Source organism: Morococcus cerebrosus, from assembly GCF_022749515.1.
Lineage (GTDB): Bacteria > Pseudomonadota > Gammaproteobacteria > Burkholderiales > Neisseriaceae > Neisseria > Neisseria cerebrosa.
This window is the reverse complement of record NZ_CP094242.1, coordinates 1,066,971-1,092,490: the sequence shown is the minus strand read 5'-3', so window position 1 is coordinate 1,092,490 and position 25,520 is coordinate 1,066,971. Positions and strand designations below refer to the sequence as shown.

The following is a 25,520-nucleotide window of genomic DNA, read 5'->3' as shown; positions in this document are numbered from 1 at the left end:
TTGCAGGACAGGCCGTATGCTACCGCATACTGGCCTTTTTCTGTTATGGAAAGTTGCACTTCAAATGCGAATCCGCCGCCGTCTGAAAAAACGTAGATTGTTTTTCAGACGGCCTGTTTCTTGCTTTATTGCGGTGTATTGTCTTCTGTCGTTACGTTTGACTCGGTAGTGTTTTCTTCATCTGAAGCTGACGCGTCTTCCGGCTCTTCCGCTACCCGCTCGAGGCTGACCAGTTGCTCGCCTTCGTCCAGATTAATCAGGCGCACGCCTGCTGCTGCGCGGCCGGTTTCGCGGATTTGTTCGACTTTGGTGCGGATGAGGACGCCGCCGCTGGTAATCAGCATCAGGTCGTCGGTTTCACCGACCAAGGTTGCGGCGACCAAATCGCCGTTGCGCTCGCCGGTGTTGATGGCGATATTGCCTTGTCCGCCTTTGTTTTTACGGCTGTAATCGGCAATCGGGGTACGTTTGCCGTAGCCGTTGGCGGTGGCGGTCAGCACTTGCAAATCGCTTTGCGCGGCTTCGGGGGCGAAGGTAATCAGGCTGACGATTTTGCCGTCGGCAGGCAGGCGCATACCGCGTAAGCCGCCGCTGCCGCGACCAGACGGACGCACACCGTGTTTGCCGCTTGGCAGGGCATTTTCGTTGTCGGCGGTTTCGTCTTCGAGGTCGTCTGAAATCTCGGTTTCGATGTCGGCATCTTCCGCTTCGTCGTTACCGGATTTTTCCCAGTATTCGTTGAAGCGGATGGCTTTACCCAAGTTGGAGAACAGCATGATGTCGTCCGAGCCGCTGGTTTGCGCGGCGCCGACGAGGTAGTCGCCTTCTTTGAGCGCGATGGCTTTGATGCCTTGGCTGCGGACGTTTTTAAAGGCTGAAAGCTGGACTTTTTTCACCATGCCTTGTGCGGTGGCGAAGAAGACGTATTGGTCTTCAGGAAATTCGCGCACAGCGAGGATGGCGCTGACTTTTTCGCCTTCTTCCAACTGGATGACGTTGTTAATCGGGCGACCGCGGCTGTTGCGTCCGCCTTCGGGCAGTTTGTAAACCTTAATCCAGTGGCATTTGCCGAGATTGGTGAAACACATCAAATAGTCATGCGTGTTCGCAACGAACAGGGTTTCGATGAAGTCTTCGTCTTTGGTGGCCGCCGCCTGTTTGCCGCGCCCGCCGCGACGCTGCGCCTGATAGTCGGTGGTCGGCTGGGTTTTGATATAGCCACCGTGAGTCAGGGTAACGACCATTTCGCGTTGCGGAATCAGGTCTTCATCGGCAATGTCGCCGCCGAACGGGTTGATTTCGCTGCGGCGTTCGTCGCCGAAATTGGTTTTGGTTTCTTCCAATTCTTCGCGGATGATTTGGGTGATGCGTTCCGGTTTCGCCAAAATGTCCAAATAGTCGATGATTTTTGCCATGATGGTTTTGTAGTCGCCGACAATTTCTTCTTGGTCGAGGCCGGTCAGGTTGCGCAGGCTCATGCGCAGGATGGCGTCGGCCTGGATTTCGCTCAGATAATAGCCTTGTTCCTGCAAGCCTAGGTTGGCGGGCAGGCCTTCGGGGCGCGCCATGCGCAGGTCGAGGTCGGTACGGCTCAGCATGTCTTCCACCAAGCCGCTGCGCCATGCGCGGGACAGCAGTTTTTCTTTGGCTTCAGGCGCGTCGGCGGATTCTTTAATCAACCGAATCATCTCGTCAATATTGGACAGGGCGACGGCTTTACCTTCGGCGATATGGCCTTCATGACGCGCTTTTTTCAGGCGGAACAGGGTGCGGCGGGTTACGACTTCACGACGGTGGCGCAGGAATTCCGCCAGAATCTGTTTCAGGTTCAACAGGCGCGGCTGACCGTCAACCAAGGCAACCATGTTGATGCCGAAGCTGTCTTGAAGCTGGGTGAGTTTGTAGAGTTGGTTTAAAACGACTTCGGCGTTTTCGTTACGTTTCAATTCGATAACGACGCGCATACCGGATTTGTCGGATTCGTCGCGCAGGTCGGATACGCCTTCCAACGTTTTTTCGCGCACCAACTCGCCGATTTTTTCCACCAGCTTGGCTTTGTTCACCTGATACGGAATTTCGTCGATGATGATGGCTTCGCGTTCGCCGTTTTTGCCTATGGGCTCGATATGGGTTTTACCGCGCATGACGACGCGGCCGCGGCCGGTTTTATAGCCTTCGCGCACGCCGCTCAAGCCGTAGATGGTTGCGCCGGTCGGGAAATCGGGGGCTTGGAGAATATTGATTAATTCGTCGATTTCGGTTTCGGGTTCGTCCAAAAGACGAAGACAGGCATTGATGGTGTCAGTGAGATTGTGCGGCGGGATATTGGTCGCCATACCGACGGCGATACCGGACGAGCCGTTGACCAACAGCGCGGGGAAGCGGGTCGGCAACACCAGCGGCTCGTGTTCGCTGCCGTCATAGTTCAGACCAAAATTGACGGTTTCTTCTTCGATGTCCGCCAGCATTTCGTGAGCGATTTTCGCCATGCGGATTTCGGTATAACGCATGGCCGCGGCGCCGTCGCCGTCAACCGAACCGAAGTTGCCCTGACCGTCGATTAAGACGTAGCGCATCGAAAAATCCTGCGCCATGCGCACGATGGTGTCGTAAACCGCGGAATCGCCGTGCGGATGGTATTTACCGATGACGTCGCCGACGATACGCGCCGATTTTTTGTAGGCGGCATTCCAGTTGTTTTTCAGCTCGTGCATGGCGTAAAGCACGCGGCGGTGCACCGGCTTCAAACCGTCGCGCACATCGGGCAGCGCGCGGCCGACAATCACGCTCATGGCGTAATCGAGATAGCTTTTGCGCATTTCGTCTTCAAGGCTGACGGGCAGGGTTTCGAGTGCGAATTTATGGTCGTTGCGGATAGTTGCGTCGGTCATGGTTTTCTTTATTTCGTATGGCAAAAATTAGCTCAAATTTTAGCATAAAAACGGCTTGGAAAGGGCGTTTTGCGGGGCAATGCGGCAAATCTGGGCAACTTGCAGAACGATGGTTGTAAAAATAGATAAAAGGTCGTCTGAAACTTTTCAGACGACCTTTTATCTTGAACCGAAGCTGATGCTTAAGCGCGTTTGCGGAATTCGCCGGTACGGGTATCGATTTCAACTTTGTCGCCGTTTTCGATGTAAGACATCACTTGGATTTCAGTGCCGCCGACCAGACGCGCGGTTTTCATCACTTTGCCGGAAGTATCGCCTTTAACGGCAGGCTCGGTGTATTCAACTTCGCGTACGATGATGGTAGGCAGTTCGACAGAAATGGGGTTGCCTTCGTAGAAGGTCACTTCGCATTGGTCTTCCATGCCGTCAACGATGAATTTCAACGCGTCGCCGATATTGTCGGCTTCGATTTCGTATTGGTTGAATTCTTCGTCCATGAAGACGTACATAGGGTCGGCAAAGTAGCTGTAAGTACAGTTTTTGCGGGACAGGATGACGACGTCGAATTTGTCGTCGGCTTTGTAAATGGTTTCGGAAGCGGCACCGGTCAGCAGGTTTTTCAGTTTCATGCTGACTTTGGCGGAAGAGCGGCCGCCTTTGATGTATTCGGTTTTTTGAACGACCATAGGATCGTTGCCGACCATGAATACGTTGCCGGCGCGCAGTTCTTGTGCTGTTTTCATGTATTGTCCAATCAAATCGGTTGTAAATAAACGCGCTATTTTAGCGTATTTTTTTAAGCTTTGAAATAAAGGCGGCGAGTTTTTCGGGGGCGGAAGGTTGCTTAAAAAGATGACGGCTCCAATCCTCCGCGCCTTGCCGCCAGTCGTTTTGGTGTTGTTGCAGGATTTGCCAACATTCGAGGCGTTGTGTTGCGGATAAAGCCTCTCCTCCGTTGAGGTCGTCTGAAAGGCGGCGGTGTGCCGAGGCGGTTTCGGGCGTGTAGAAGCCGTGTGACTTATCCCAAAAGGCGTGGAGTTTGTCGAGATGGACATGCTCGTCTTGCGGGTAGATGTGCCAAAAGAAGGGTTTGCCGGCAAGCTGGGCACGGACGAAACTGTCTTCGCCACGTATCACGGCGCAGTCGGCGAGGTGCAGCAGTTTGTCGAAATCCTGTTGCGGCACGAAAGGGATTTTGACGAGGCGGACTGAGGTCGTCTGAAAAACATCGCCGTCGTTTTGCAGGGCGTTTTGCGGAATGACGCCGCTTTGTTTGAGGCTGTCGATGATTTGCGTCCCAGCCAGCAGCAGGGTCAGCGGGCTGCCTGCCTGTTGCCACATGTCCAGCCACTTCGCCCAAACATCGCTCCGATAGCCGAAAAGCAGCCATTCGGGGGCATTTTTTTCAGGAAGCATCAGCCACTCTCGCATGGCTTCGCTATTGAAACGGACGGCATCACGGTAATCGCGTTCGCGTATCAACCCGCCGCTTTTTTTGCTGAAACCCATAAACCAAAAATATTTTTGAACGCCCTCCTGCGGCGAAGGCATCAGGTGCAGCCTTTCATTGCTGTCTTCCGCGCTCAAATATTCCCAATTCAGCCAAAGCGGCTTGTGTCGGCGGATGATGTGCAACACATTTTCGGGCAGGTCGCAGGCAAAAGTTTCGATGACAACATCGGGAATGGGCGCAGCATCAATGTCTGCCGCGTCAAAATGCCAAGTGCGGACATAAATATCCTGATGAACGCAGGGAACGTCGGGCAAATCAGGACAAAGCGCCCGCAAAGCAGACACATCGTCCGTCCACAAATGCACCTGCCAACCGAGTTCACGGTGCAAAACACGGGCAAGCCGCAAGGAAACGCCGATGTCGCCGAAATTGTCGATGACGTTGCAAAAAATCCAACAAACAGGAAAAGCGTGTGTATTCATAAAAGACTCGAGGTCGTCTGAAATCCGTTTCAGACGACCTTTTCAAAACTAAAACGCGCCGAAATAGTGGAACAAATACACAATCAGCAAAACGATTGGAATAAACAGCAGCATGGTTTGACGTTTCAAATCAAACTCTTGCTTAAGATGATGCTTGATGGTGTCGAAAAGGACGAATTTGAACAGAAACGTCGCTTCGCAGGCAAGGATGATGCCGTTGATTAAGTGTTGCGCCGCGTCTTCGGGCGGATTGACGGCGAAAACGGCAAGCGTCGCCAAAGGTATCAGGCAGACGGCAAGCCAGCGGATGATGAGCGGTTTGGACATGGTGTGTAATCAGTTCAAAATAATTGGAAGAGGGCGGTTATTTATGTCTGATTTCCCAACACTGATGGATTTTCTTGTTGCGGAAATCGTCGGGAACGGATTGTTTGGAAATGTCTTTGACGGCGTATTGTTCCGATACCGAGTCGTCCAAGATGAAGCTGCGCAAGTTGTTGGAAAAGTACAAAATGCCGTCTGAAACGAGCAGGTTCATCGCGCCGTCAATCAACTTTTTGTGGTCGCGCTGGATGTCGAGGATGTCGAGCATCTTTTTGCTGTTGGAGAAGCTGGGCGGATCCATGACGATAAGATCGAACTGTTTGCCTTCGGCGGCGGCGTTTTGCAGGTATTGGAACACGTCGGCGCGGACGATTTTGTGTTGTTCGGGGCGGATACCGTTGAGTTCGAAATTGCGTTTTGCCCAATCGAGATAAGTGTTGGACAAATCGACGGTTTCACTGGACGTTGCGCCGCCGGTGGCTGCATAGACGGTGAAGCTGCCGGTGTAGGAAAACAGGTTGAGGAAGCGTTTGCCCGCTGCGGTTTCGCCGACTTTTTTGCGCGTGTTGCGGTGGTCGAGGAAGAGGCCGGTGTCGAGGTATTTGTCGAGGTTAACCCAAAACTTGCGACCGTTTTCGGTGATGACGAAATCGTCGCCGGTTTTGCCGGTTTTCTCGTATTGCTGCAAGCCTTTTTGGCGTTCGCGGCGTTTGAGGTGGATTTGTTCGGGCGCAAAACCGGTAACGAAGGCGACGGCTTCCAATACTTCGGCAAGCCACGCTTCGTATTCTTCGGGCTGCATCAGCCAGCCGGTATCGTATTCCTGAAGGTGGATTTGGTCGCCGTAAACATCGACGGCAAAGGGGAATTGGGGGATGTCGCGGTCGTAAATGCGCCAGGCTTCGATGCCGTTGCGTTTCGCCCATTTCATGAGATGTTTGATGTTTTTGCCCATGCGGTTGGCGAAGGGTGTGATGTCGGTCATGGTTTCAGACGGCCTGAATAAGTATTGGGAAGGGTTTGGATTTTAACGCACTTGATACCTTTTTGCTTGACCGTTGTCCATAAAATCTATATTATCCGCCGTTCGCCTTTTTATACGAAGCCATCGTCTTCCAACCTAAACCGCCGTTTCGGGCGCGTTTCTTTTATTGCTTGCTGATTTGCCAAGCCTTTCTGTGCAGGTTGTCGTCGATGTTAACTACAAGCAAGATGCTTGCGACAACCCTGTAACTTCACATTTCCCGTATCGTTACTTTCCTTTGCTTCAGGTCGTCTGAAAACCGTTCAGGCGTGCGCGTTGTTGTCTCTTTAGGATAGCCATGTCTATTAAATTTGCCGATTTGAACCTTGATAAAAACATCTTGTCCGCCGTGCGCAGCGAGGGTTACGAAAGCCCGACGCCGATTCAGGCGCAAGCTATTCCGTTTGCTTTGGAAGGCCGCGACATCATGGCTTCGGCGCAAACCGGCTCCGGCAAAACCGCCGCCTTCCTGCTGCCGACGTTGCAGCGGCTGACCAAACGCAGCGAAAAACCGGGCAAAGGCCCGCGCGCGTTGGTGTTGACGCCGACCCGCGAATTGGCGGCACAAGTCGAGAAAAACGCGCTGGCGTACGCCAAAAATATGCGTTGGTTCCGCACCGTCAGCATCGTCGGCGGCGCATCTTTCGGCTACCAAACCCGCGCTCTGAGCAAACCGGTCGACCTGATTGTCGCCACGCCGGGCCGTCTGATGGACTTGATGCAAAGCGGCAAAGTCGATTTCGCCTGTTTGGAAGTGCTGATTTTGGACGAAGCCGACCGTATGCTGGACATGGGTTTTATCGACGACATCGAAACCATCGTCGAAGCCACACCGATCGACCGTCAGACTTTATTATTCTCCGCCACTTGGGACGGCGCGGTCGGCAAGCTGGCGCGCAAACTGACGAAAAACCCTGAAATCATCGAAGTCGAGCGTGTGGACGACCAAGGCAAAATCGAAGAGCAGCTGCTTTATTGCGACGATATGCGCCACAAAAACCGCCTGCTCGACCACATCCTGCGCGACGCCAATATCGACCAATGCGTGATTTTCACGTCCACCAAAGCCATGACCGAAGTCATCGCCGACGATTTGTACGAAAAAGGTTTCGCTGCCAACTGCCTGCACGGCGACATGCCGCAAGGCTGGCGCAACCGCACGCTGATGGATTTGCGCAAAGGCCGCTGCAAAATTTTGGTTGCCACCGACGTTGCTGCACGCGGTATCGACGTGCCGACCATTACCCACGTCATCAACTACGACCTGCCGAAACAGGCGGAAGACTATGTTCACCGCATCGGCCGTACCGGACGGGCAGGGCGCACGGGTATTGCGATTACCTTCGCCGAAGTGAACGAATACGTCAAAGTACACAAAATCGAAAAATACATCGGCCGTAAATTGCCCGAGCTGACCGTCGAAGGCATGGAACCGACCCGCAAGCGCAAATCCGCAGGTGGCAAGCCGAAAGGCAAAGGTGGCTGGGGCGATAGAAAATCCGGCGGCTGGCGCGGCGATAAGAAACCGGGCAAAGAAGGCTTCGGTGGCAAATCGCGCGGCGAAGGTTTCAAAAAAGAAGGCTTTAAGAAAGGCGGCGAAGGCTTCAAAGGCAAACGTAAAGCCAACGATTCTTTCGACTCGAAACCAAGCCGTCCAGTGAAAAGAGGCTGATGCTAAAGCCAAATCAATAGCGGGTATAGTGGATTAACTTTAAATCAGGACAAGGCGAGGCAACGCCGTACTGGTTTAAAGTTAATCCACTATATGAAGAAACTTTGATACCGCGTTGCCTAACAAAAAGGTCGTCTGAAAATCGATTTCAGACGACCTTTTTATTATGATGAGACGAAGGAGAGTTTGAGACAGATGGGTTCAATACGCCATAAATTTATACCGGCTCATGCGCCCATTGAGGAAGCGTGGTTTTCTGTTTGCAAAATGCAAATAACCGCTGTCCGCTGAATTTCTCAAACATCAGCTCCACACCGCTTTGCAAGCGCAAAATCAGTGCGGAAGGTGTATCTATTTTGATAAAGTCGATGCGGTGCTGTACCAGTTTTGCAATAGTCGAATACAAATCAAGCTTGTCTGCATGATTGAAGAACCAGGGATTAAGACTTAACCAGCGTCCTCCGTTTAATGGCTCTCCGGGTTGGAAATCAGCACGGATTTGAGTAAGGCGGTCGTCTGAAAAATGCAGTTCAATATTGCCATAAAGCCAGATATTCCATCCCTTTTTCACTAAAAGCCCTTTAGGAACGCATTCGGGAGCGGGGAACATTTGTAAAATCATTTCTGCAGTTTGTCCGATTTCCAGATAATCAAATCGGCCTGTGGTCAGAAAGTCAAACATATCGACAGAAATCGGAAAGTGGTAACGCATGGCAAGCTTCAGACGAGGTAGGAAGAATGGCGTTATATTAGTTCAAAAGTCAAATGCAATCAATTCTTATTTCTATTTTTAGTTGATTTCACTATTTGAGGACATTTCATTTTTTGTACAATTTAAAATTAAGATACTCTCATTAATACCGTCATTTCCGCATAGGTAGGAATATGAAAGTTTGAAGTAGCAGCAAACTCTGAATATTTTTATAAAACCAAGTTGTTTTCGCGGGGAAAGTCCAAGCTACAGATAAAAGAAGGTCGTCTGAAATTTTTCAGACGACCTTTTATTCCCATCAGGGCAATTAACGGCTGCGTTCGATAAAACGGTAATAGGTTTCGCCGTCTTGGACGTAACCCAATTCCACACGGGCAATTTCAGAAATCGCTTCTTGACCGTTCGCCAAATCATCGACTTCCGCAGCAAGGAACTGATTGCGCAAAGTGAGCGTCTGGTTTTTTTCCTCCTGCACGGAAAGTTGTTCCTGCAATTCTTCCGTATGCCCGATACTGCCTTTTCCAAACCAAAGGCTGTATTGGCAGTAAGCAAGCGCGATGGATAAAACAACAGTTACCCACTTCATACATCAATACCTTTTCTTATTTGCCCAGTTGATAGAATGCGGCTTTGCCAGGGTAGTAGGCAGCTTCTGCCAATTCTTCCTCGATGCGCAGCAGTTGGTTGTATTTCGCCATGCGGTCGGATCGGCTCAATGAACCGGTTTTGATCTGCATACAGTTGGTAGCGACTGCCAAGTCGGCAATGGTGCTGTCTTCAGTTTCGCCCGAACGGTGGCTCATTACGCTGGCGTAACGGCTGCGTTTTGCCAAGTCAACCGCTTGCAAGGTTTCGCTCAAAGTACCGATTTGGTTGACTTTGACCAGCAATGCGTTTGCCACGCCTTTTTCGATGCCTTCGGCAAGGATTTTCGGATTGGTTACGAACAAGTCGTCGCCAACCAGTTGTACTTTGTTGCCGAGTTTTTCGGTGAGAAGTTTCCAGCCGTCCCAGTCGTTTTCATCCATACCGTCTTCGATGGAGATAATCGGGAATTCGTTAACCAAGCCCTCGAGGTATTCGGCAAATTCTGCGCTGGTGTAAGAACGGCCTTCGGCTTCCAAGTGGTATTTGCCGTCTTTGTAGAACTCGCTGGATGCGCAGTCCAAAGCAAACAAGACATCATCGCCTGCTTTGTAACCAGCGGCTTCGGTTGCTTCAACCATCAGTTGCAGGGCTTCTTTGTGGCTGTTCAGGTTAGGTGCGAAACCGCCTTCATCTCCGACAGTAGTCGGGAAGCCTTTACCGTCGCACAGTTTTTTCAGCGCGTGGAAAATTTCGGCGCCGCAGCGCAGGGCTTCGCGGAAGGATTTTGCGCCGACAGGCATAATCATAAATTCTTGAATGTTCAGGCTGTTATTGGCATGTTCGCCGCCGTTGATAACGTTCATCATCGGAACAGGCAAAGCCATAGGACCGGCGCCGCCCAAGTAACGGTACAGCGGCAGACCTGAATCTTCGGCAGCCGCGCGGGCAACAGCCATAGAAACTGCCAAAGTAGCATTCGCACCCAAATTGCCTTTGTTTTCAGTGCCGTCCAGCTCGATCATGATTTTGTCGATGTAGGACTGTTCGTTGGCATCGATACCGATCAGGGCTTGGGCAATTTGGTTGTTGACGTGTTCAACTGCTTTCAATACGCCTTTGCCGGAGTAGCGGGATTTGTCGCCGTCGCGAAGTTCCAAAGCTTCTTTTTGACCGGTAGAAGCACCGCTAGGAACGGCGGCACGGCCCATTACGCCGGACTCCAGCAATACATCGCATTCTACGGTGGGGTTGCCGCGTGAATCCAAAATCTCGCGGGCAAAAATATCAACGATTGCGCTCATGAATATTCTCCAAATGAGGATGAAAAAAGAAAAGTAGCTTTGTTACATTTCAGACGACCTGTGAGTGTCGCTGAAAGCACATCAACGGCGATTATACCGATGGTGGTATTGAAATTACGATGAAACCAACTGTAAGTTTGTTTCACATCAACATAGGTTTGCACAAGAAATAATATTTGTTCAAACAGCACCTTATTTTAACAGTTTTTGAGGTTTCAGGGCAGGGGAGCTTACCGAGAATGCTTTGTTTTAGACAGAGAGGCTGTCTGAAAACGATTCGAATGAGAATTTAACCAACCGATAATATTCAATATCTTTTTAAATTTTAAGATAAATAAGGATATTTTTAAGGGCTGGGAGAGCAGCATTGTCTAATCTGTGATAGCCGCTGATTTCAATAATGCGAACCATATTTGAGTGATTATTTAAAGCCCTTACGCCGAGAATGGCTTGTCCTTTCTCTCCATTTTCTAGGAAATAAACAGGATATTTGGGAACAGGGCGGATTCGCATTTGAAGTGCAACTTTCCATAACAGAAAAAGGCCAGTATGCGGTAGCATACGGCCTGTCCTGCAAGAAAGATTGCCATGAGCTACACACAACTGACCCAAGACGAACGATACCATATCCAATACCTGTCCCGCCACTGCACCATCGCCGAAATCGCCAAACAGCTCAACCGCCACAAAAGCACCATCAGCCGAGAAATCAAGCGGCACTGCATCCAAGGACAGCAATACAGCGCCGAAAAAGCACAGAAGCAAAGCCGGCTGACCAAACAGCACCGGCGAAAACCCTATAAGCTCGATTCGCAGCTGGTTCAACACATCGACACCCTTATCCACCGCAAACTCAGTCCCGAACAAGTATGCGCTTACTTACGCAAACACCACGGGATCACACTCCATCACAGCACCATTTACCGCTACCTTCGCCAAGACAAAAGCAACGGCGGCACTTTGTGGCAACACCTCAGAATATGCAGCAAACCCTACCGCAAACGCTACGGCAGCACATGGACCAGAGGCAAAGTGCCCGACCGCGTCGGCATAGAGAACCGACCTGCTATCGTCGACCGGAAAACCCGCATCGGCGATTGGGAGGCCGACACCATCGTCGGCAAAAATCAGAAAAGCGCGTTATTGACCTTGGTCGAACGCACTACCCGCTACACCATCATCTGCAAATTAAAGAACTTAAAAGCCGAAGACACTGCCCGGGCGGCCATTAGGGTATTAAAGGCATATAAAGCCAGAGTCCACACCATCACCATGGATAACGGCAAAGAGTTCTACCAACACACCAAAATAGCCAAAGCATTGAAGGCGAAAACCTATTTTTGCCGCCCTTACCATTCTTGGGAGAAAGGGCTGAATGAGAACACCAATGGACTCATCCGGCAATATTTCCCCAAACAAACCGATTTCCGAAACATCAGCGATCGGGAGATACGCAGGGTTCAAGATGAGTTGAACCACCGGCCGAGAAAAACACTTGGCTACGAAACGCCAAGTGTTTTATTCTTGAATCTGTTCCAACCACTGGTACCCTAGTGTTGCACTTGAAATCCGAATCCAAGCAGGTATATTGGCAACTTTGTTGAAAAAGCAAAATCGGTATCAAAATTTCCGGGCATTTATCATCGTGTAAAAAAATAACAAAGCCCTTGCAAAATTTTGTCAAGGTTGGCATTTAAATGCTATAATGCCGTGCATCTTGCACAAACTGAAAGACTGAGCATCATGCGTATCGTAGAAAAAGCCTATACTTTCGACGATGTTTTGTTGGTTCCTGCACATTCAACCGTGCTGCCACGAGACGTTAAACTTCAAACCAAGCTCACCCGCGAAATCACTCTCAACCTCCCCTTACTTTCTGCCGCAATGGACACCGTTACCGAAGCACGCCTCGCCATTTCCATGGCGCAAGAAGGCGGTATCGGCATTATCCATAAAAACATGACGTCCGAAATGCAGGCGCGTGCCGTTTCCAAAGTGAAACGCCACGAGAGCGGCGTGGTGAAAGATCCCGTTACCGTTGCGCCGACCGCATTGATTCGCGATGTATTGGAAATGCGCGCACAACGCAAACGCAAAATGTCCGGTCTGCCTGTTGTTGAAAACGGCAAAGTGGTCGGTATCGTGACCAACCGCGACCTGCGTTTTGAAAACCGTGTCGATCTGCCGGTTTCTGCCATCATGACCCCTCGCGATCGTTTGGTTACCGTTCCTGAAGGTACCAGCATTGATGAAGCACGCGAGATCATGCATGCGCACAAAGTAGAGCGCGTTTTGGTATTGAACGACCAAGATGAACTCAAAGGTCTGATTACTGTTAAAGATATTCTGAAAACAACCGAATTCCCTAATGCCAGCAAAGATGCCGAAGGCCGTCTGCGTGTCGGTGCCGCTGTGGGTACCGGCGGCGATACCGAAGAGCGCGTCAAAGCATTGGTAGAAGCAGGCGTGGACGTGATTGTGGTTGATACTGCCCACGGTCATAGCCAAGGCGTTATCGATCGCGTGCGCTGGGTAAAAGAAACCTATCCGCACATCCAAGTCATTGGCGGCAACATCGCGACTGCCCAAGCCGCTTTGGATTTGGTGGCTGCCGGTGCGGATGCCGTTAAAGTCGGTATCGGTCCGGGCTCGATTTGTACCACCCGTATCGTGGCAGGCGTGGGTGTGCCTCAGCTGACTGCGATTCACAATGTTTCCGAAGCCTTGAAAGGTACAGGCGTTCCCCTGATTGCCGACGGCGGTATCCGCTTCTCCGGCGATATTGCCAAAGCTCTGGCAGCAGGTGCTTACAGCGTCATGCTCGGCGGTATGTTTGCCGGTACGGAAGAAGCACCGGGCGAAATCGAACTTTACCAAGGCCGCTCTTACAAGTCTTACCGCGGCATGGGTTCGTTGGGTGCGATGAGCCAAGGTTCTGCCGACCGCTACTTCCAAGACAAAACCGACAGCACAGACAAATATGTTCCCGAAGGCATCGAAGGCCGCGTGCCTTACAAAGGCCCGATTGTGAACATCATCCACCAATTGACCGGCGGTCTGCGCTCCAGCATGGGTTATTTGGGTTGCGCCAATATTGCTGAAATGCACGAGAAAGCAGAATTTGTGGAAATCACTTCCGCAGGTATGAGCGAATCCCACGTTCACGATGTTCAAATTACCAAAGAAGCGCCGAACTATCACCGCTAAGGTAAAGTGAAAAGAGGTCGTCTGAAAGTTTCAGACGACCTCTTTCTATTGTTTGAATAATGCCCTAAAAATCAGATTGCTTCACCGTTCTGCTTAGCCTCCAGAAGCTCCCAGCGTTCCAATTTTTCCAAGAGCAGTGTTTCGATTTCTTCGGCACGGTTTTGCAATGCGCCGGCTTTTTCGTAATCTTTGAAAATTTCAGGATCGGAAAGTTGCGCGTTGATTTCCGCCTGTTCGGTTTCCAAGGCGGCGATTTCGTCGGGCAGGGCGTCGAGTTCGCGTTGTTCTTTGTAGGAAAGTTTGACCGTGCGGTTGGCTTTGGGTTTGGCTTTTTCCGGTTCTGCGGTTATTTTCGGCGCAGCGGTCGTCTGAATTTTCTCTTCGCGTGATTTTGCGTCGATATAGTCCTGATAGCCGCCGATGTATTCTTTCAGACGGCCTTGTCCTTCGAAAACAATGCTTTGGGTAATTACGTTATCAAGGAACATACGGTCGTGCGAGACGAGGAATACCGTGCCCTGGTAATCGCGCAGCAGGTCTTCGAGCAACTCTTGGGTGTCGATGTCCAAGTCGTTGGTCGGTTCGTCCAAGACCAGGGTATTGGCGGGGCGGGTAAAAAGTTTTGCCAGCAGGAGGCGGTTACGTTCGCCGCCGGAGAGCGATGAGACGGGGCTTTGCGCGCGGGCAGGATGGAACAGGAAATCTTCCAGATAGCTCATGACGTGTTTTTTCTTGCCGCCGATTTCGACGTAATCGTTGCCTTGTCCGAGCGTGTAAAACACGGTGTCGTTTTCGTTCAACGCGCTGCGGAACTGGTCAAAATAGGCGACTTCCTGCTTGCTGCCGATGCGGATTCTGCCGTAGGTCGGCTGCAATTCGCCCAGAATCAGCTTGAGGAAGGTGGTTTTGCCGATACCGTTTGGGCCGATTAAGCCGATTTTGTCACCGCGCTGCAAGATGGCGGAAAATTTGTCCATGATGACTTTGTCGCCATAGGCAAACGAGGCGTGTTCCAGCTCGGCGATGATTTTGCCGCTTTTCTCGCCGCTGTCGAGTTTGAAGTTGACCTGTCCTTGTACGTTGCGGCGTTCGGCACGCTGGCGGCGCAGTTCTTCCAAACGGCGCACGCGGCCTTCGTTGCGGGTACGGCGCGCTTCGATGCCTTTGCGTATCCACGCTTCTTCCTGAGCGTGGAATTTGTCGAAGAGGCGGTTATGTTCCGCTTCTACTGCCAACTCTTGCGCTTTTTTTTCGCTGTATTTGGAGAACGAGCCGGGATAGGAGCGCAGAATGCCGCGGTCGAGTTCGACAATGCGCGTAGCGATGTTGTCCAAAAAACGGCGGTCGTGGGTAATCACAACCAGGCTGCCTTCAAACGCTTTGAGCAGGTTTTCCAGCCAGATAATCGCGTCTATGTCCAAATGGTTGGTCGGCTCGTCCAGCAGCAATACGTCGGGCTTCTGCACCCAAGCCTGCGCCAAGGCAACGCGCTTTTTCTGCCCGCCGGAGAGGTTACCGATTTTTTCATTTTCCGGCAAACCGAGTTCGCCCAAAGTCTGCTTCACCGCCGCATCCAGCTTCCAACCGTCCTTCGCTTCGATTTCAAGCTGCAATTCGTTGAGTTCTTTCAATAAGGTTTCACTTGAACCATTTTCCAACTCATGGCTGACGCGGTGGTAACGGCGCAGCAGGTCGCGGATTTCGCCCAAGCCTTCGGCGACGGTGTCGAATACGGTGGCTTCTTTGTCGAAAAACGATTCCTGCGGCACATAAACGATTTTGAGGTTGTTTTGAACGATAATCTGCCCGTCGTCGAGCTTCTGCACGTCGGCGAGGATTTTCAGAAACGAAGACTTACCCGCGCCGTTGCGGCCGATTAAGCCGATTTTTTCGCCGCTGTCGAGTTGGAAGGAAGTTTTGTCGAGCAAGGCGACATGGCCGACGGCAAAAGAAGCGTTTTCTACGGATAAGATGTTCATAAGGCAGATTGAGAAAGATGAAAGGGTTTGGATTTTAAACGATTTTGAAGGTTTCTTTGAAATCAGGCAAAAAGGTCGTCTGAAAACGAAAATCCGTTTTCAGACGACCTTTTTTATATCAGGCTTCGGGTAATTCCATGTCTAAAACGGTTTGCTCCTGCTTGGCGCGGAAATCGGCAAGTTTTTGCGCTAGCTCAGGATCTTCGTTGGCAAGCAGCGAGATAGCGAACAGGGCGGCGTTGGCGGCTCCTGCTTCGCCGATGGCAAAAGTGGCAACGGGAACGCCTTTGGGCATTTGCACGATGGAGAGCAGGGAGTCTTCGCCGCGCAGGTATTTGCTGGGTACGGGAACGCCCAATACGGGGACGGTGGTTTTGGCGGCAACCATGCCGGGCAGGTGTGCCGCGCCGCCCGCACCGGCGATGATGGCTTTGATGCCGCGTTCGCGGGCGGTTTCAGCGTATTCGAACATTAAATCGGGGGTGCGGTGTGCGGACACGACGCGGGCTTCGTATTCGACGCCGAACTCTTTGAGAAACTGCGCTGCCTGCTGCATGACGGGCCAGTCGCTGTTGCTGCCCATGATGATGCCGATTTTGGCCATATTTGCTCCTATTGTATAAAACATTATTCAATGAATGATTTCAGACGACCTTCGAATAGGGGGGAGATCGTCTGAAAAGTTATCGTTGCTTGATACTGATAGCGGCGCGTTTGGCAGCTTCGCTATCGGGATAGCTCTGTATCAGCTTGCGCCATGTGTTGCGGGCGATGTCTTTCTGTTGCAGCTTGTATTGGCATTGTCCGATGCTGAAAAGCGCGTCGGGGGCTTGCGGGCTGTTGCGGAAGCGGTTGGCGTAGCGGCCGCCGATTTCGATGACGGATTCGCAGTGGCCCATGCGCTGCTGGCTTTGCAGCAACAGATACATATTGCGGCGCGCAATATCGCTGCCGTTACCGCCGTCGGCTTCCTTCAGAATGGCTGCCGCCGCCCGATAATTCCCGTTGCGGTAGTATTTGGATGCACGCTCGTAAAGACGAGTTTCGTTTAGGGTAAGCGAATCTGTTTCGGTCGGCGCGGTACCGCCGTTCTCCAGATAATGTTTTTTGAGCTTCTGGTCGTCCAAGCGTTGAGACACGGTTTTCTTAGCAGGACGGGAGTGGATTTTGTTTTGCTGCTCGATTTGCTGCAAACGAAGGTTTACCGCCTCCATTTCCCGCTCGATGCGTGCAACCTGTACGCCCAAATGGTCGATTTGTGTCTGTTCGTCGAGCTTGGGATAGGGGATGGATACTTTCTGCGGGCTATCGGGAATATCCGGCAGCGAAAAAGTATCGTCTGAAGACGGGGATGAAACGGAAGTACAGGCGGCGGTAAAGGCAATGGGAAGCAGTCGGATAAGCAGGTTTGTTTTCATCGGTTTATTTTTTCAATAGAAGGGTCAATCCGTCGCCGACGGGTAGGGTAATGGGAACGATACGTTTATCTTCGGGCAGGCTGCGGTTGAATGTTTGCAGTATTTTCAAGCTGGGCGGGGAGTGTTCGTCTCCCTCATGCAAGACCCTGCCGTTCAGCAAAACATTGTCGATGGCGATAATGCCGCCCTTACGCACAAGCTTCAGGCAACGTTCGAAATATTGCGGGGTAGGGGGCTTGTCCGCATCTATCAGGGCCAGGTCGTAACTTTCCGCTTCGCCTTGCGCTATCAGGTCGTCCAAAGTCAAAAGGGCGGGTTGCAGGTACAGCGAAATTTTGTGTTCCACTCCTGCCGCCCGCCAAGTTTCGCGCGCTATGTCGGTAAATGTTACGTTGATGTCGCAGGCGGTAACTTTGCCATGCTCGGGCAATGCAAGCGCGACGGCGGTGCTGCTGTATCCTGTAAACACGCCGATTTCCAAATATTTTTCGACACGGATAAGCTGCGCCAACCAAGAAAGCAGGGCGGCTTGTTCGCGGGCAATGGCCATATTGCCTAATCGGTGTGAAAGCGTGCGCTCGCGCAATGCGGCAAGGACGGGATGCTCCGCTTGTCCGATGGTATTGAGGTAGTCCTGTAGTCCGGCAGGTGTGTTGAATGTACGGACGGTCATTTCGGCACGATCAGTCTTGATAGTATGTGTAGGGTTTTTTGGCGACTTTGGCAGCCTCAAACTCTGCCTGCTCTTGCGGATTTAATTCGACATCCCAAAGCAGGTGGCGGTTTTCTAGGCGTTGCGTTTCCAGTTGCGGATTGTCTTCGATAAGTTTGTCGAGAAACTGGGTGGCTTCGGATTTGTAGTGGTACATTTTGTACGCTCCGTGGGGATAGGGTCGTAAAAGACGGGTTTTGTTATGCGGTGATATTATAGCGGATAATCCTAATGCAAAGGTCGTCTGAAAACGCATTTTGTGTTTTCAGACGACCTTTTTTCAGATGACCTTAAAAGAAGTAATTCGCCAGCAGCAAACCGAATGCCAAACTGAACACCATGCTCAAGAGGCCGGGAATCATAAAGCTGTGGTTGAAAATAAATTTGCCGATTTTGGTTGAGCCTGTACTGTCAAAATCAATTGCCGCGATAATCGGACCGTAGTTCGGAATGAAGAAATAGCCGTTCACCGCGACAAACGTACCGATGATAATCGGAGCGGGAATGCCCAGCGAAATACCGATGGGAAACAGCGTTGCGACGGTTGCCCCTTGGCTGTTGACCAAGACGGACAAAACGAACAGGGCAAACGCAAAAGTCCACGGCGCAGTTTCGACCAGATGTGATACGGTTTCTTTGACTTCAGCCAGATGACCGTGCATCAGCGTGTCGCCCAGCCATGCCACGCCGAATACGGCGATAACGGCACGCATACCCGCATGAAATACCGAGCCTTTGGTAATCGCGTTACCATCCGGTTTACACAGCAGGATAATCAGCGCGGCAGCAGAAAGCATGACGATTTCGATGGCGTGCGCCATGCCCATCAGTTTCGGGCCCTCGTCCGTTTGAAAGGTCGGGCGCAACTCGGGGACGGCACCCATCACGACCACCAGCAACGCAGCAGCAAGGAAAATCCCGACTGAAAGTTTCGCCTCTTTGCTGACGGGCGCATTGGATACTTCAACCGAATCTTTTTCGTTGGCTTTTACATATTCCGGGTCTTTCAGCAACGCCTGATAATGCGGGTCGTCTTTCAACTCTTTGCCGAGCTTGTTGACGAATACGCAGGCGAGACCGATACCGAGAATGGTTGAAGGAACAGTCACTTTCAGCACATCAGCCATGGTAATGTGTTGAGGCTCAAGGTAGGTAACGCAGGCAACGACCGCGGCCGCAATCGGGCTGGCAACAATGGCAAATTGTGACGCGATGACCGCCATCGTCAACGGGCGCGACGGGCGGATACCGTTGCGGCGGCTGACTTCGGCAATAACGGGCAATACCGAATATGCGACATGTCCTGTACCTGCCAATACGGTAAACAGGTAAGTGACCGCAGGCGCGATGAAGGTGATGTATTTCGGATTGCGGTGTAAAACTCGGGTGGCGATTTTAATCATGTAGTCCAAACCGCCGCTTGCCTGCATCGATGCGGCGGCGGAAACAACCGCCATAATCATCAGCATCACGTCAATCGGCGGACTGGTCGGCTCAAGATGGAAACCAAAGGCCAAAACCGCCAGCCCGATACCGCCGAGTACGCCCAAGCCGATACCGCCGACCTGCGCGCCGATTAAGATACACACCAGTACGATGGCGAACTGGATAAAAAACATTGTGGACATGAAAACTCCGTAATTTGAGGATATAAAGCAAATATCAGCTTCAGGCTAGTCACACCAATACCGATGGAGCAAATATTCAATATTTTCAACAGACAAAAAAGAGGATGAAGTCATTTGCCTATAAAATACAAAAACTTCATCTTTTAATATGGTAGGAATTATAAATCAGGCAGATTCGCTTAACAATATTTTACTGTAATAAAAATACATTTATTTCACTTGACCAGCGCTTTTCAGACGACGTTTACGGATATTATGCTGTATGATTCGCCAAGTTCTTTCATCATTACGTTAAACTCATTTCACTCTATAAAATGACAATATGAAATCCATCTTCATCTGGCTGGTAATATTAGCAGGCGCGCTTGGTCTGTTTTATTACCAGCAAAATCGCTATTTCTTTTCAGACAACCTTATCCACCCTCAAGCCGGTCAAGACCGTTCGTCCGTAGAATCTTTAAGCGGTTTGGGTTACCTTAATTTTTTGCGTGCCGCTGCCGGTTTGAATTCTCTGTCGAATTCCCCGGTATTGGAACGGTCAGCCCGAAGGCACGCCAAATATCTGCTGATCAATCCTGAAGACGGCCATGACGAAAAACATCGAAACAATCAATTTTACACAGGGTACAAGCCCTCCGACCGCGCCCGCAAGGCCGGCTATTATTTCGATGGTGTTCATGAAAACATCAGCACGGGCGAGTACCGCCATCAGGATGGATTTAAAAACACACTTGTCCTGCACGAGCAAACCGATGCCCTGATGACAGCCATTTACCACCGTTTTTCTTTGCTTGATCAAAATATTGACGAAGCGGGAGTAGCTGTTGAGCGTGGCAACGGAAAAACCGCCGTCGTCTTCAATCAGGGCAACCGGGAATTCAATCATTGGTGTTCGTTAGGGCGATCTTATCCGGAAGCAGGTCGCCGTTTCTATAAAAATTCTTGTTTCAATGGCTCTATCGTTTACGCCGACGAAATTAAAAATCAAACAAAATTAGCGTATATCGCTTATCCGAAGGGAAATTTTGCCGCGCCGGATTTTTACGGCGAACATCCTGATCCCATGCCCGGTTATGAATTTACCGGAAATCCCGTCAGCATTGCATTTTCAGACGATGGGGGCGAAGCCAAGATGCTGTCGTTCAAACTTTATCAAGGCAAAAACGAAATCGACAAAACCAAAATTTTGGATAAATACACAGATCCAAACGGACAGTTGACCGACAAACAATTCGCGCTTTTCCCACTATCGCCGCTCGAATACGACACTGCCTACCGCGCCGTATTCGAATACAGTCAAAACGGTAAGAAACAGAAAGCAGAATGGACATTCAAAACCAAAAAGCCCGATTATCCTTATTTTGTCGTCAATGGTGGAGAAACGCTTGCCGTCAAACCGGATAACATTTATTTCATTCATTGGAAAAACCACTGGTGTCTTCGCGAATGCGAAAAAATCACATTCCGCCCGCGAGGTGATGCAAAGCTTGATGTTTTGGAACGCAAACCCGGAGGCTTCCTCGTGCGCCTCAAAGGGAAAACCGGCACAGCCGTACGCCTGATGCCGAATGAAGAAACCGAAAAAGCAGTTGTCCTAGTTATCAAATAAGCCTGATAAAACAAAAGCCAAAAGGTCGTCTGAAACAGGCGTTTCCGTTTCAGACGACCTTTTATCGAAATTAGCCTGCAAAACTGATAGAATGACCCAACTTCAAGTTCAGCAACCCTTGCGCAGCCATAAGGCGTCATCACAAAATCAATGCCAATACCCGCTATGCCTTCATTTCTATCGCTTTAATGGTTTCGGCGTTTTTAATATTTGCAGGACTGATGATGTTACCTTTGGGCTTAAACGGGCAGACGAGGATAAATTTGATACGCCTGTCCCTTTATTCAATTTTGCTGTTTGCTGCGGCCGGGGGCGTTTTTTCCATCAGAGTTGCGTGGCTGCGTAAAAAATCCGGAGTATGACCCGTGAACGAAAACAACCTCATTCCGACGGAAATCCGTCTGTCGAAAGACCGTGCATCACTGACGCTGCGTTACGATGCCGATGAAAAACCACTTTCCGCAGAGTTTTTGCGTGTTTATTCGCCCAGTGCGGAAGTGCGCGGACACGGCGTAGGGCAGGAGGTTTTACAAACCGGAAAGGCAAGCGTTACCGTTACTGATTTGGAGCCGGTCGGTAATTATGCCTTGAAAATCACTTTTTCAGACGGCCACAACAGCGGCCTGTACGACTGGGCCTATCTGCACAAACTGGCACACGATCACGACGCACTTTGGACGGACTACCTGCGCCGTATGGAGCTGGCTGGTGCGTCCCGTGTCCCTTCTCCTGACGATTTGAATACCGAATCGAAATCCGGCCATACCTGTGGCAGCGGAGGTTGTGGCGGAAGACATTGACGAAAAGGTCGTCTGAAAAGATGGAACTGAAATTTTTAGGTACCGGAGCGGGCTACACACAACGTTACCTGTTACTCAACAGCCGCTCGTTTTAAGGTGGGATAGGCGAAAAATATATTTCCCGCGTCGAAAGCGATTGACGATTTCTTCGACGTATTCAATATCTGAATTCATATTATTTTAATTTTAAATTTCAAAAGGCAGGCAACATGAGCGACCACAAAACCCATTTTGGTTTCAGTACCGTAGATGAGAACGAAAAAGCAGGCAAAGTAGCCGAAGTATTCCATTCGGTAGCGAAAAACTATGACATTATGAACGATGTGATGTCCGGCGGCCTGCACCGTGTTTGGAAGCATTTCACCATCAATACCGCACGCTTGAAAAAAGGAGACAAAGTATTGGATATTGCCGGCGGTACGGGCGATTTGTCGCGTGGTTGGGCCAAACGCGTGGGTAAAGAGGGCGAAGTCTGGCTAACCGATATCAATTCTTCGATGCTGACCGTCGGACGCGACCGACTGCTCAACGAAGGGCTGATTCTACCGGTATCGCTGGCTGATGCTGAAAAACTACCTTTTCCCGACAACTATTTCAATCTGGTTTCTGTCGCCTTCGGTCTGCGCAACATGACGCACAAAGATGCCGCTCTGAAAGAGATGTACCGCGTGTTGAAACCGGGAGGCACGCTGCTGGTATTGGAGTTTTCCAAAGTCTACAAACCACTGGAAGGGGTGTACGACCTGTATTCCTTCAAGCTGCTACCGGTCATGGGCAAACTGATTGCGAAAGATGCTGACAGCTATCAATATCTGGCCGAATCCATCCGTATGCATCCCGACCAAGAAACTTTGAAACAGATGATGCTGGACGCGGGGTTCGACAGCGTGGATTATCATAATATGAGCGCAGGAATTGTAGCATTGCATAAAGGCGTGAAATTCTGAGGTGGGAATGTTGTAAAAAGGTCGTCTGAAACCAGATCCAGTTTCAGACGACCTTTTTTCATCATAGATTTATGTTGAAACGCTGCGGCATCAACGAACGGCGACATAACGCTGTTTTCGCTATAAAATACCGCCTTTCCCATTTTTCCGCCCGTCCTTTACCATCATGATTGAAATCAAGAGCCTCACCCTGCAACGCGGTTTGAAAGTCCTGCTCGACAAAGCCAACGCCACCGTCAATCCCGGTCAGCGCGTCGGTTTGATCGGTAAAAACGGGACGGGCAAATCCAGCCTGTTTGCCTTAATCAAGGGTGAAATCACTCAGGACGGCGGCGATATCTCGATTCCGAAAAATTGGCGGATGGCTTCCGTTTCCCAAGAAACGCCCGACTTGGACATCTCCGCGTTGGACTACGTTTTGCAGGGCGATGCCGAGTTGCAGGCTTTTCAGACGACCTTGGCGCAGGCGGAAGCGCAAAATGACGGCATGAAGCAGGCGGAATATCATGCCAAATTGGAAGAAATCGATGCTTATACCGCGCCGGCCCGTGCGGCGAAATTGTTGAACGGACTGGGTTTTTCGCAAGAAGAACACAGCCGTCCCGTCAAATCCTTTTCAGGCGGCTGGCGTATGCGCCTGAATCTTGCGCAAGCCCTGATTTGCCGCGCCGATTTGCTATTGCTTGACGAACCGACCAATCACTTGGATCTGGAAACCGTCTTGTGGCTGGAAAACCACCTTGCCTCTTTACCCTGCACGCAAATCATCATTTCCCACGACCGTGACTTCCTCAATGCGGCCACCACCCAAACCATCGAATTGTCCCAGCAAAAGCTCACGCAATACGGCGGCAATTACGATTTTTACCAAAACGAACGTGCACAACGCCTGGCGCAACAACAAGCCGCCTATGTCAAACAGCAGGCGCAAATCAAACATCTGCAATCCTTTATCGACCGCTTCAAAGCCAAAGCCACCAAAGCCGTTCAAGCGCAAAGCCGCATGAAGGCGTTGGCGAAGCTCGAGCGCATCGCTCCCGCGCATTTGGACAGCGAGTTTTCCTTTGAGTTTTACAATCCCGACCATCTGCCCAATCCCTTGCTGAAGCTGGAGCACGCTGATTTGGGTTACGAAGGAAAAACCGTTTTGCACGACATTACCCTATCGCTGGAGAGCGGCGCACGTTACGGGCTATTGGGTGTTAACGGCAGCGGTAAATCTACGTTTATCAAAGCCTTGGCGGGCAAAATCGATTTGCTCTCCGGCAGCATCGTCCGTTCCGAAAAACTCAATATAGGCTATTTTGCCCAACACCAACTCGATACCATCCGCGCCGACCAAAGCCCTGTTTGGCACATTCAGCAGCTTTCTCCCGAAGTGCGCGAACAAGAAATCCGAAATTTCCTCGGCGGCTTCAACTTTGTCGGCGATATGGCGTTGCAGAAAACCGAACCCTTTTCGGGCGGAGAGAAAGCCCGCCTCGCCCTTGCCATGATTATCTGGCAAAAACCGAATTTGCTGCTGCTTGACGAGCCGACCAACCATTTGGACTTGGATATGCGCCACGCTCTGACGCTCGCGCTGCAAAGTTTCCAAGGCGCCTTAATCGTCGTATCACACGACCGCAGCCTGCTTGAAGCCACTACCGACAGCTTCCTCCTGATTGACAAAGGTCGTCTGAAAAACTTTGACGGCGATTTAAACGATTATCGTCAATGGAGGTTGGCGCAGGAAAACGCCACCGCCGCACCTGCCGCTTCCGCACAAAGCCAAAACCGCAAAGACACCAAGCGTATCGAAGCACAAATCCGTCAAGAAAAAGCCCGACGCGGCAAGCCGATACAGCAGAAAATCGACAAAGCCGAAAAAGAAATGGCGCAGCTTTCCGAAATTCAAACGGCATGTGAAACATTTTTGGCACAAGAGGAAGCCTATTCGGACGAAAATAAAACAAAATTACAACAAACCCTCGCACAATTAACAGAAATTAAAGTAAAATTAACACAAATAGAAGAAAACTGGCTTTTGTGGCAGGAAGAGCTAGAGCAAATCCTGACGGAAATCGACGCAGAATTTACACAACTATAAATACTTCGCTGCGATGGTTTCCGTACTTGCCTTCAGAAGCCGCCAAAAAATACAGTTCGGCATGGTCATTTCAGACCGTCGGACTGTATATAGTGGATTAAATTTAAATCAGTACAAGGTGACGAAGCCGCAGACAGTACAGATAGTACGGAACCGATTCACTTGGTGCTTCAGCACCTTAGAGAATCGTTCTCTTTGAGCTAAAGCGAGGCAACGCCGTACTGGTTTAAAGTTAATCCACTATAAAAACAAAAATAGGTCGTCTGAAAACTCAAACTACGGAAAACTCATGCGTTCACGAATCAAGCAAGGAGCACTTATCGTCGCATCCTCCCTCATTTTGGGCTTATCCCTCCACACCGCAGCAGCCGTCTTCAGCTGCCATTCCGGCAACAGCAAAACCTATACATCCGAACCTTCGGGAAACTGCACAGGCACAGACCTGCCCAAAATCAGCAGCCATCAAGGCGGTGCATACCGTCTGAAAATCAACAAATTAAGCAGTGATACCGAAGAAAAGGCAGCCAAGCTCAAGAGGGCGCGTTCAAAAGAAAAATCGCGGGAAAAGGCGCAAGAGCAAGAGACAAAGAGCAAAAACGCCAAATCACGCGCCAAAAAATCGGATAAAGCCGCAAAAACGTCGTCTGAAAACGAGTGAGGCAATTTTCGCTAAAACGAATAAGA

General features: G+C 50.6%; 23 protein-coding genes. 8 read left to right on the top strand and 15 right to left on the bottom strand.

Annotated elements, in window-relative coordinates; genetic code table 11:
* Nucleotides 1-125: 125 nt before the first annotated feature.
* The 5 genes from gyrA to MON37_RS05000 all read right to left on the bottom strand — a co-directional run bounded on the left by gyrA (nucleotide 126) and on the right by MON37_RS05000 (nucleotide 6,135).
* On the bottom strand, nucleotides 126-2,891 hold the full coding sequence (gene gyrA, locus MON37_RS05020; protein WP_039409121.1) for a DNA gyrase subunit A: 2,766 nt from the start codon (nucleotides 2,889-2,891) through the stop codon (nucleotides 126-128).
* A 182-nt stretch (nucleotides 2,892-3,073) separates the two neighbouring features.
* A complete protein-coding gene (efp, locus tag MON37_RS05015; protein ID WP_002219406.1) occupies nucleotides 3,074-3,634 on the bottom strand; it encodes an elongation factor P in 561 nt (186 codons plus the stop codon).
* Nucleotides 3,635-3,674: 40 nt separating this feature from the next.
* Nucleotides 3,675-4,826 carry an elongation factor P maturation arginine rhamnosyltransferase EarP gene (earP, locus tag MON37_RS05010; protein ID WP_039409068.1) on the bottom strand — a complete coding sequence of 384 codons (1,152 nt, stop codon included), beginning with the start codon at nucleotides 4,824-4,826 and terminating at the stop codon, nucleotides 3,675-3,677.
* A 48-nt stretch (nucleotides 4,827-4,874) separates the two neighbouring features.
* Complete coding sequence (locus MON37_RS05005; protein ID WP_003758590.1) at nucleotides 4,875-5,153, bottom strand: hypothetical protein; 279 nt, start codon at nucleotides 5,151-5,153, stop codon at nucleotides 4,875-4,877.
* A gap of 37 nt (nucleotides 5,154-5,190) precedes the next feature.
* The gene (locus MON37_RS05000) at nucleotides 5,191-6,135 is read right to left on the bottom strand and encodes a class I SAM-dependent methyltransferase (RefSeq protein WP_039409065.1); all 945 of its coding nucleotides are present in this window, start codon (nucleotides 6,133-6,135) and stop codon (nucleotides 5,191-5,193) included.
* A 337-nt stretch (nucleotides 6,136-6,472) separates the two neighbouring features.
* Between MON37_RS05000 and MON37_RS04995 the strand changes: the two genes are divergently transcribed.
* Nucleotides 6,473-7,846 (top strand): DEAD/DEAH box helicase, encoded by a 1,374-nt coding sequence (locus tag MON37_RS04995; RefSeq protein ID WP_039409062.1) that lies wholly within the window; start codon nucleotides 6,473-6,475, stop codon nucleotides 7,844-7,846.
* 217 nt (nucleotides 7,847-8,063) lie between these two features.
* Here the strand turns inward: MON37_RS04995 and MON37_RS04990 are convergent, their stop codons facing one another.
* The 4 genes from MON37_RS04990 to MON37_RS04975 all read right to left on the bottom strand — a co-directional run bounded on the left by MON37_RS04990 (nucleotide 8,064) and on the right by MON37_RS04975 (nucleotide 11,008).
* Nucleotides 8,064-8,558 carry a hypothetical protein gene (locus MON37_RS04990; protein WP_003743239.1) on the bottom strand — a complete coding sequence of 165 codons (495 nt, stop codon included), beginning with the start codon at nucleotides 8,556-8,558 and terminating at the stop codon, nucleotides 8,064-8,066.
* Nucleotides 8,559-8,865: 307 nt separating this feature from the next.
* Entirely contained in the window at nucleotides 8,866-9,144 is a 279-nt protein-coding gene (gene ftsB / locus MON37_RS04985) for a cell division protein FtsB (protein WP_003743241.1), read from the bottom strand.
* A 16-nt stretch (nucleotides 9,145-9,160) separates the two neighbouring features.
* Complete coding sequence (gene eno, locus MON37_RS04980; RefSeq protein ID WP_039409060.1) at nucleotides 9,161-10,447, bottom strand: phosphopyruvate hydratase; 1,287 nt, start codon at nucleotides 10,445-10,447, stop codon at nucleotides 9,161-9,163.
* 318 nt (nucleotides 10,448-10,765) lie between these two features.
* The gene (locus MON37_RS04975) at nucleotides 10,766-11,008 is read right to left on the bottom strand and encodes an energy transducer TonB (RefSeq protein WP_039409058.1); all 243 of its coding nucleotides are present in this window, start codon (nucleotides 11,006-11,008) and stop codon (nucleotides 10,766-10,768) included.
* A gap of 27 nt (nucleotides 11,009-11,035) precedes the next feature.
* Here MON37_RS04975 and MON37_RS04970 point away from each other — a divergent pair, with 27 nt between their 5' ends.
* A complete protein-coding gene (locus tag MON37_RS04970) occupies nucleotides 11,036-12,001 on the top strand; it encodes an IS30 family transposase (protein ID WP_242883795.1) in 966 nt (321 codons plus the stop codon).
* Nucleotides 12,002-12,190: 189 nt separating this feature from the next.
* Nucleotides 12,191-13,654, top strand: a complete 1,464-nt coding sequence (guaB, locus tag MON37_RS04965; RefSeq protein ID WP_039409351.1) for an IMP dehydrogenase — start codon at nucleotides 12,191-12,193, stop codon at nucleotides 13,652-13,654.
* Between the two features lie 71 nt (nucleotides 13,655-13,725).
* Here guaB and MON37_RS04960 read toward each other — a convergent pair whose 3' ends face one another.
* The 6 genes from MON37_RS04960 to MON37_RS04935 all read right to left on the bottom strand — a co-directional run bounded on the left by MON37_RS04960 (nucleotide 13,726) and on the right by MON37_RS04935 (nucleotide 19,382).
* Complete coding sequence (locus MON37_RS04960) at nucleotides 13,726-15,633, bottom strand: ATP-binding cassette domain-containing protein (protein ID WP_039409349.1); 1,908 nt, start codon at nucleotides 15,631-15,633, stop codon at nucleotides 13,726-13,728.
* 118 nt (nucleotides 15,634-15,751) lie between these two features.
* Entirely contained in the window at nucleotides 15,752-16,237 is a 486-nt protein-coding gene (gene purE / locus MON37_RS04955; RefSeq protein ID WP_003743250.1) for a 5-(carboxyamino)imidazole ribonucleotide mutase, read from the bottom strand.
* A 79-nt stretch (nucleotides 16,238-16,316) separates the two neighbouring features.
* A complete protein-coding gene (locus MON37_RS04950) occupies nucleotides 16,317-17,051 on the bottom strand; it encodes a tetratricopeptide repeat protein (RefSeq protein ID WP_039409345.1) in 735 nt (244 codons plus the stop codon).
* Nucleotides 17,052-17,055: 4 nt separating this feature from the next.
* Complete coding sequence (locus tag MON37_RS04945) at nucleotides 17,056-17,724, bottom strand: class I SAM-dependent methyltransferase (protein WP_039409343.1); 669 nt, start codon at nucleotides 17,722-17,724, stop codon at nucleotides 17,056-17,058.
* 10 nt (nucleotides 17,725-17,734) lie between these two features.
* Nucleotides 17,735-17,920, bottom strand: coding sequence for a DUF3460 family protein (locus tag MON37_RS04940; RefSeq protein ID WP_003743254.1), 186 nt, complete (start codon nucleotides 17,918-17,920; stop codon nucleotides 17,735-17,737).
* A 133-nt stretch (nucleotides 17,921-18,053) separates the two neighbouring features.
* Nucleotides 18,054-19,382 carry an anaerobic C4-dicarboxylate transporter family protein gene (locus tag MON37_RS04935; protein ID WP_039409353.1) on the bottom strand — a complete coding sequence of 443 codons (1,329 nt, stop codon included), beginning with the start codon at nucleotides 19,380-19,382 and terminating at the stop codon, nucleotides 18,054-18,056.
* Nucleotides 19,383-19,713: 331 nt separating this feature from the next.
* Here MON37_RS04935 and MON37_RS04930 point away from each other — a divergent pair, with 331 nt between their 5' ends.
* The 5 genes from MON37_RS04930 to MON37_RS04910 all read left to right on the top strand — a co-directional run bounded on the left by MON37_RS04930 (nucleotide 19,714) and on the right by MON37_RS04910 (nucleotide 25,494).
* Complete coding sequence (locus MON37_RS04930) at nucleotides 19,714-21,000, top strand: CAP domain-containing protein (protein WP_039409340.1); 1,287 nt, start codon at nucleotides 19,714-19,716, stop codon at nucleotides 20,998-21,000.
* Nucleotides 21,001-21,365: 365 nt separating this feature from the next.
* A complete protein-coding gene (locus MON37_RS04925; protein WP_039409337.1) occupies nucleotides 21,366-21,800 on the top strand; it encodes a gamma-butyrobetaine hydroxylase family protein in 435 nt (144 codons plus the stop codon).
* A gap of 209 nt (nucleotides 21,801-22,009) precedes the next feature.
* The gene (ubiE, locus tag MON37_RS04920; RefSeq protein WP_003743261.1) at nucleotides 22,010-22,747 is read left to right on the top strand and encodes a bifunctional demethylmenaquinone methyltransferase/2-methoxy-6-polyprenyl-1,4-benzoquinol methylase UbiE; all 738 of its coding nucleotides are present in this window, start codon (nucleotides 22,010-22,012) and stop codon (nucleotides 22,745-22,747) included.
* 166 nt (nucleotides 22,748-22,913) lie between these two features.
* Entirely contained in the window at nucleotides 22,914-24,836 is a 1,923-nt protein-coding gene (locus tag MON37_RS04915; RefSeq protein WP_039409334.1) for an ATP-binding cassette domain-containing protein, read from the top strand.
* Nucleotides 24,837-25,125: 289 nt separating this feature from the next.
* Complete coding sequence (locus MON37_RS04910) at nucleotides 25,126-25,494, top strand: hypothetical protein (protein WP_039409332.1); 369 nt, start codon at nucleotides 25,126-25,128, stop codon at nucleotides 25,492-25,494.
* Nucleotides 25,495-25,520: the final 26 nt, after the last annotated feature.

Coding starts and splice junctions, on each gene's coding strand:
- gyrA (WP_039409121.1), bottom strand. CDS start 2,891: ATGACCGACGCAACTATCCGCAACGACCATAAATTCGCACTCGAAACC.
- efp (WP_002219406.1), bottom strand. CDS start 3,634: ATGAAAACAGCACAAGAACTGCGCGCCGGCAACGTATTCATGGTCGGC.
- earP (WP_039409068.1), bottom strand. CDS start 4,826: ATGAATACACACGCTTTTCCTGTTTGTTGGATTTTTTGCAACGTCATC.
- MON37_RS05005 (WP_003758590.1), bottom strand. CDS start 5,153: ATGTCCAAACCGCTCATCATCCGCTGGCTTGCCGTCTGCCTGATACCT.
- MON37_RS05000 (WP_039409065.1), bottom strand. CDS start 6,135: ATGACCGACATCACACCCTTCGCCAACCGCATGGGCAAAAACATCAAA.
- MON37_RS04995 (WP_039409062.1), top strand. CDS start 6,473: ATGTCTATTAAATTTGCCGATTTGAACCTTGATAAAAACATCTTGTCC.
- MON37_RS04990 (WP_003743239.1), bottom strand. CDS start 8,558: ATGCGTTACCACTTTCCGATTTCTGTCGATATGTTTGACTTTCTGACC.
- ftsB (WP_003743241.1), bottom strand. CDS start 9,144: ATGAAGTGGGTAACTGTTGTTTTATCCATCGCGCTTGCTTACTGCCAA.
- eno (WP_039409060.1), bottom strand. CDS start 10,447: ATGAGCGCAATCGTTGATATTTTTGCCCGCGAGATTTTGGATTCACGC.
- MON37_RS04975 (WP_039409058.1), bottom strand. CDS start 11,008: ATGCTACCGCATACTGGCCTTTTTCTGTTATGGAAAGTTGCACTTCAA.
- MON37_RS04970 (WP_242883795.1), top strand. CDS start 11,036: ATGAGCTACACACAACTGACCCAAGACGAACGATACCATATCCAATAC.
- guaB (WP_039409351.1), top strand. CDS start 12,191: ATGCGTATCGTAGAAAAAGCCTATACTTTCGACGATGTTTTGTTGGTT.
- MON37_RS04960 (WP_039409349.1), bottom strand. CDS start 15,633: ATGAACATCTTATCCGTAGAAAACGCTTCTTTTGCCGTCGGCCATGTC.
- purE (WP_003743250.1), bottom strand. CDS start 16,237: ATGGCCAAAATCGGCATCATCATGGGCAGCAACAGCGACTGGCCCGTC.
- MON37_RS04950 (WP_039409345.1), bottom strand. CDS start 17,051: ATGAAAACAAACCTGCTTATCCGACTGCTTCCCATTGCCTTTACCGCC.
- MON37_RS04945 (WP_039409343.1), bottom strand. CDS start 17,724: ATGACCGTCCGTACATTCAACACACCTGCCGGACTACAGGACTACCTC.
- MON37_RS04940 (WP_003743254.1), bottom strand. CDS start 17,920: ATGTACCACTACAAATCCGAAGCCACCCAGTTTCTCGACAAACTTATC.
- MON37_RS04935 (WP_039409353.1), bottom strand. CDS start 19,382: ATGTTTTTTATCCAGTTCGCCATCGTACTGGTGTGTATCTTAATCGGC.
- MON37_RS04930 (WP_039409340.1), top strand. CDS start 19,714: ATGAAATCCATCTTCATCTGGCTGGTAATATTAGCAGGCGCGCTTGGT.
- ubiE (WP_003743261.1), top strand. CDS start 22,010: ATGAGCGACCACAAAACCCATTTTGGTTTCAGTACCGTAGATGAGAAC.
- MON37_RS04915 (WP_039409334.1), top strand. CDS start 22,914: ATGATTGAAATCAAGAGCCTCACCCTGCAACGCGGTTTGAAAGTCCTG.
- MON37_RS04910 (WP_039409332.1), top strand. CDS start 25,126: ATGCGTTCACGAATCAAGCAAGGAGCACTTATCGTCGCATCCTCCCTC.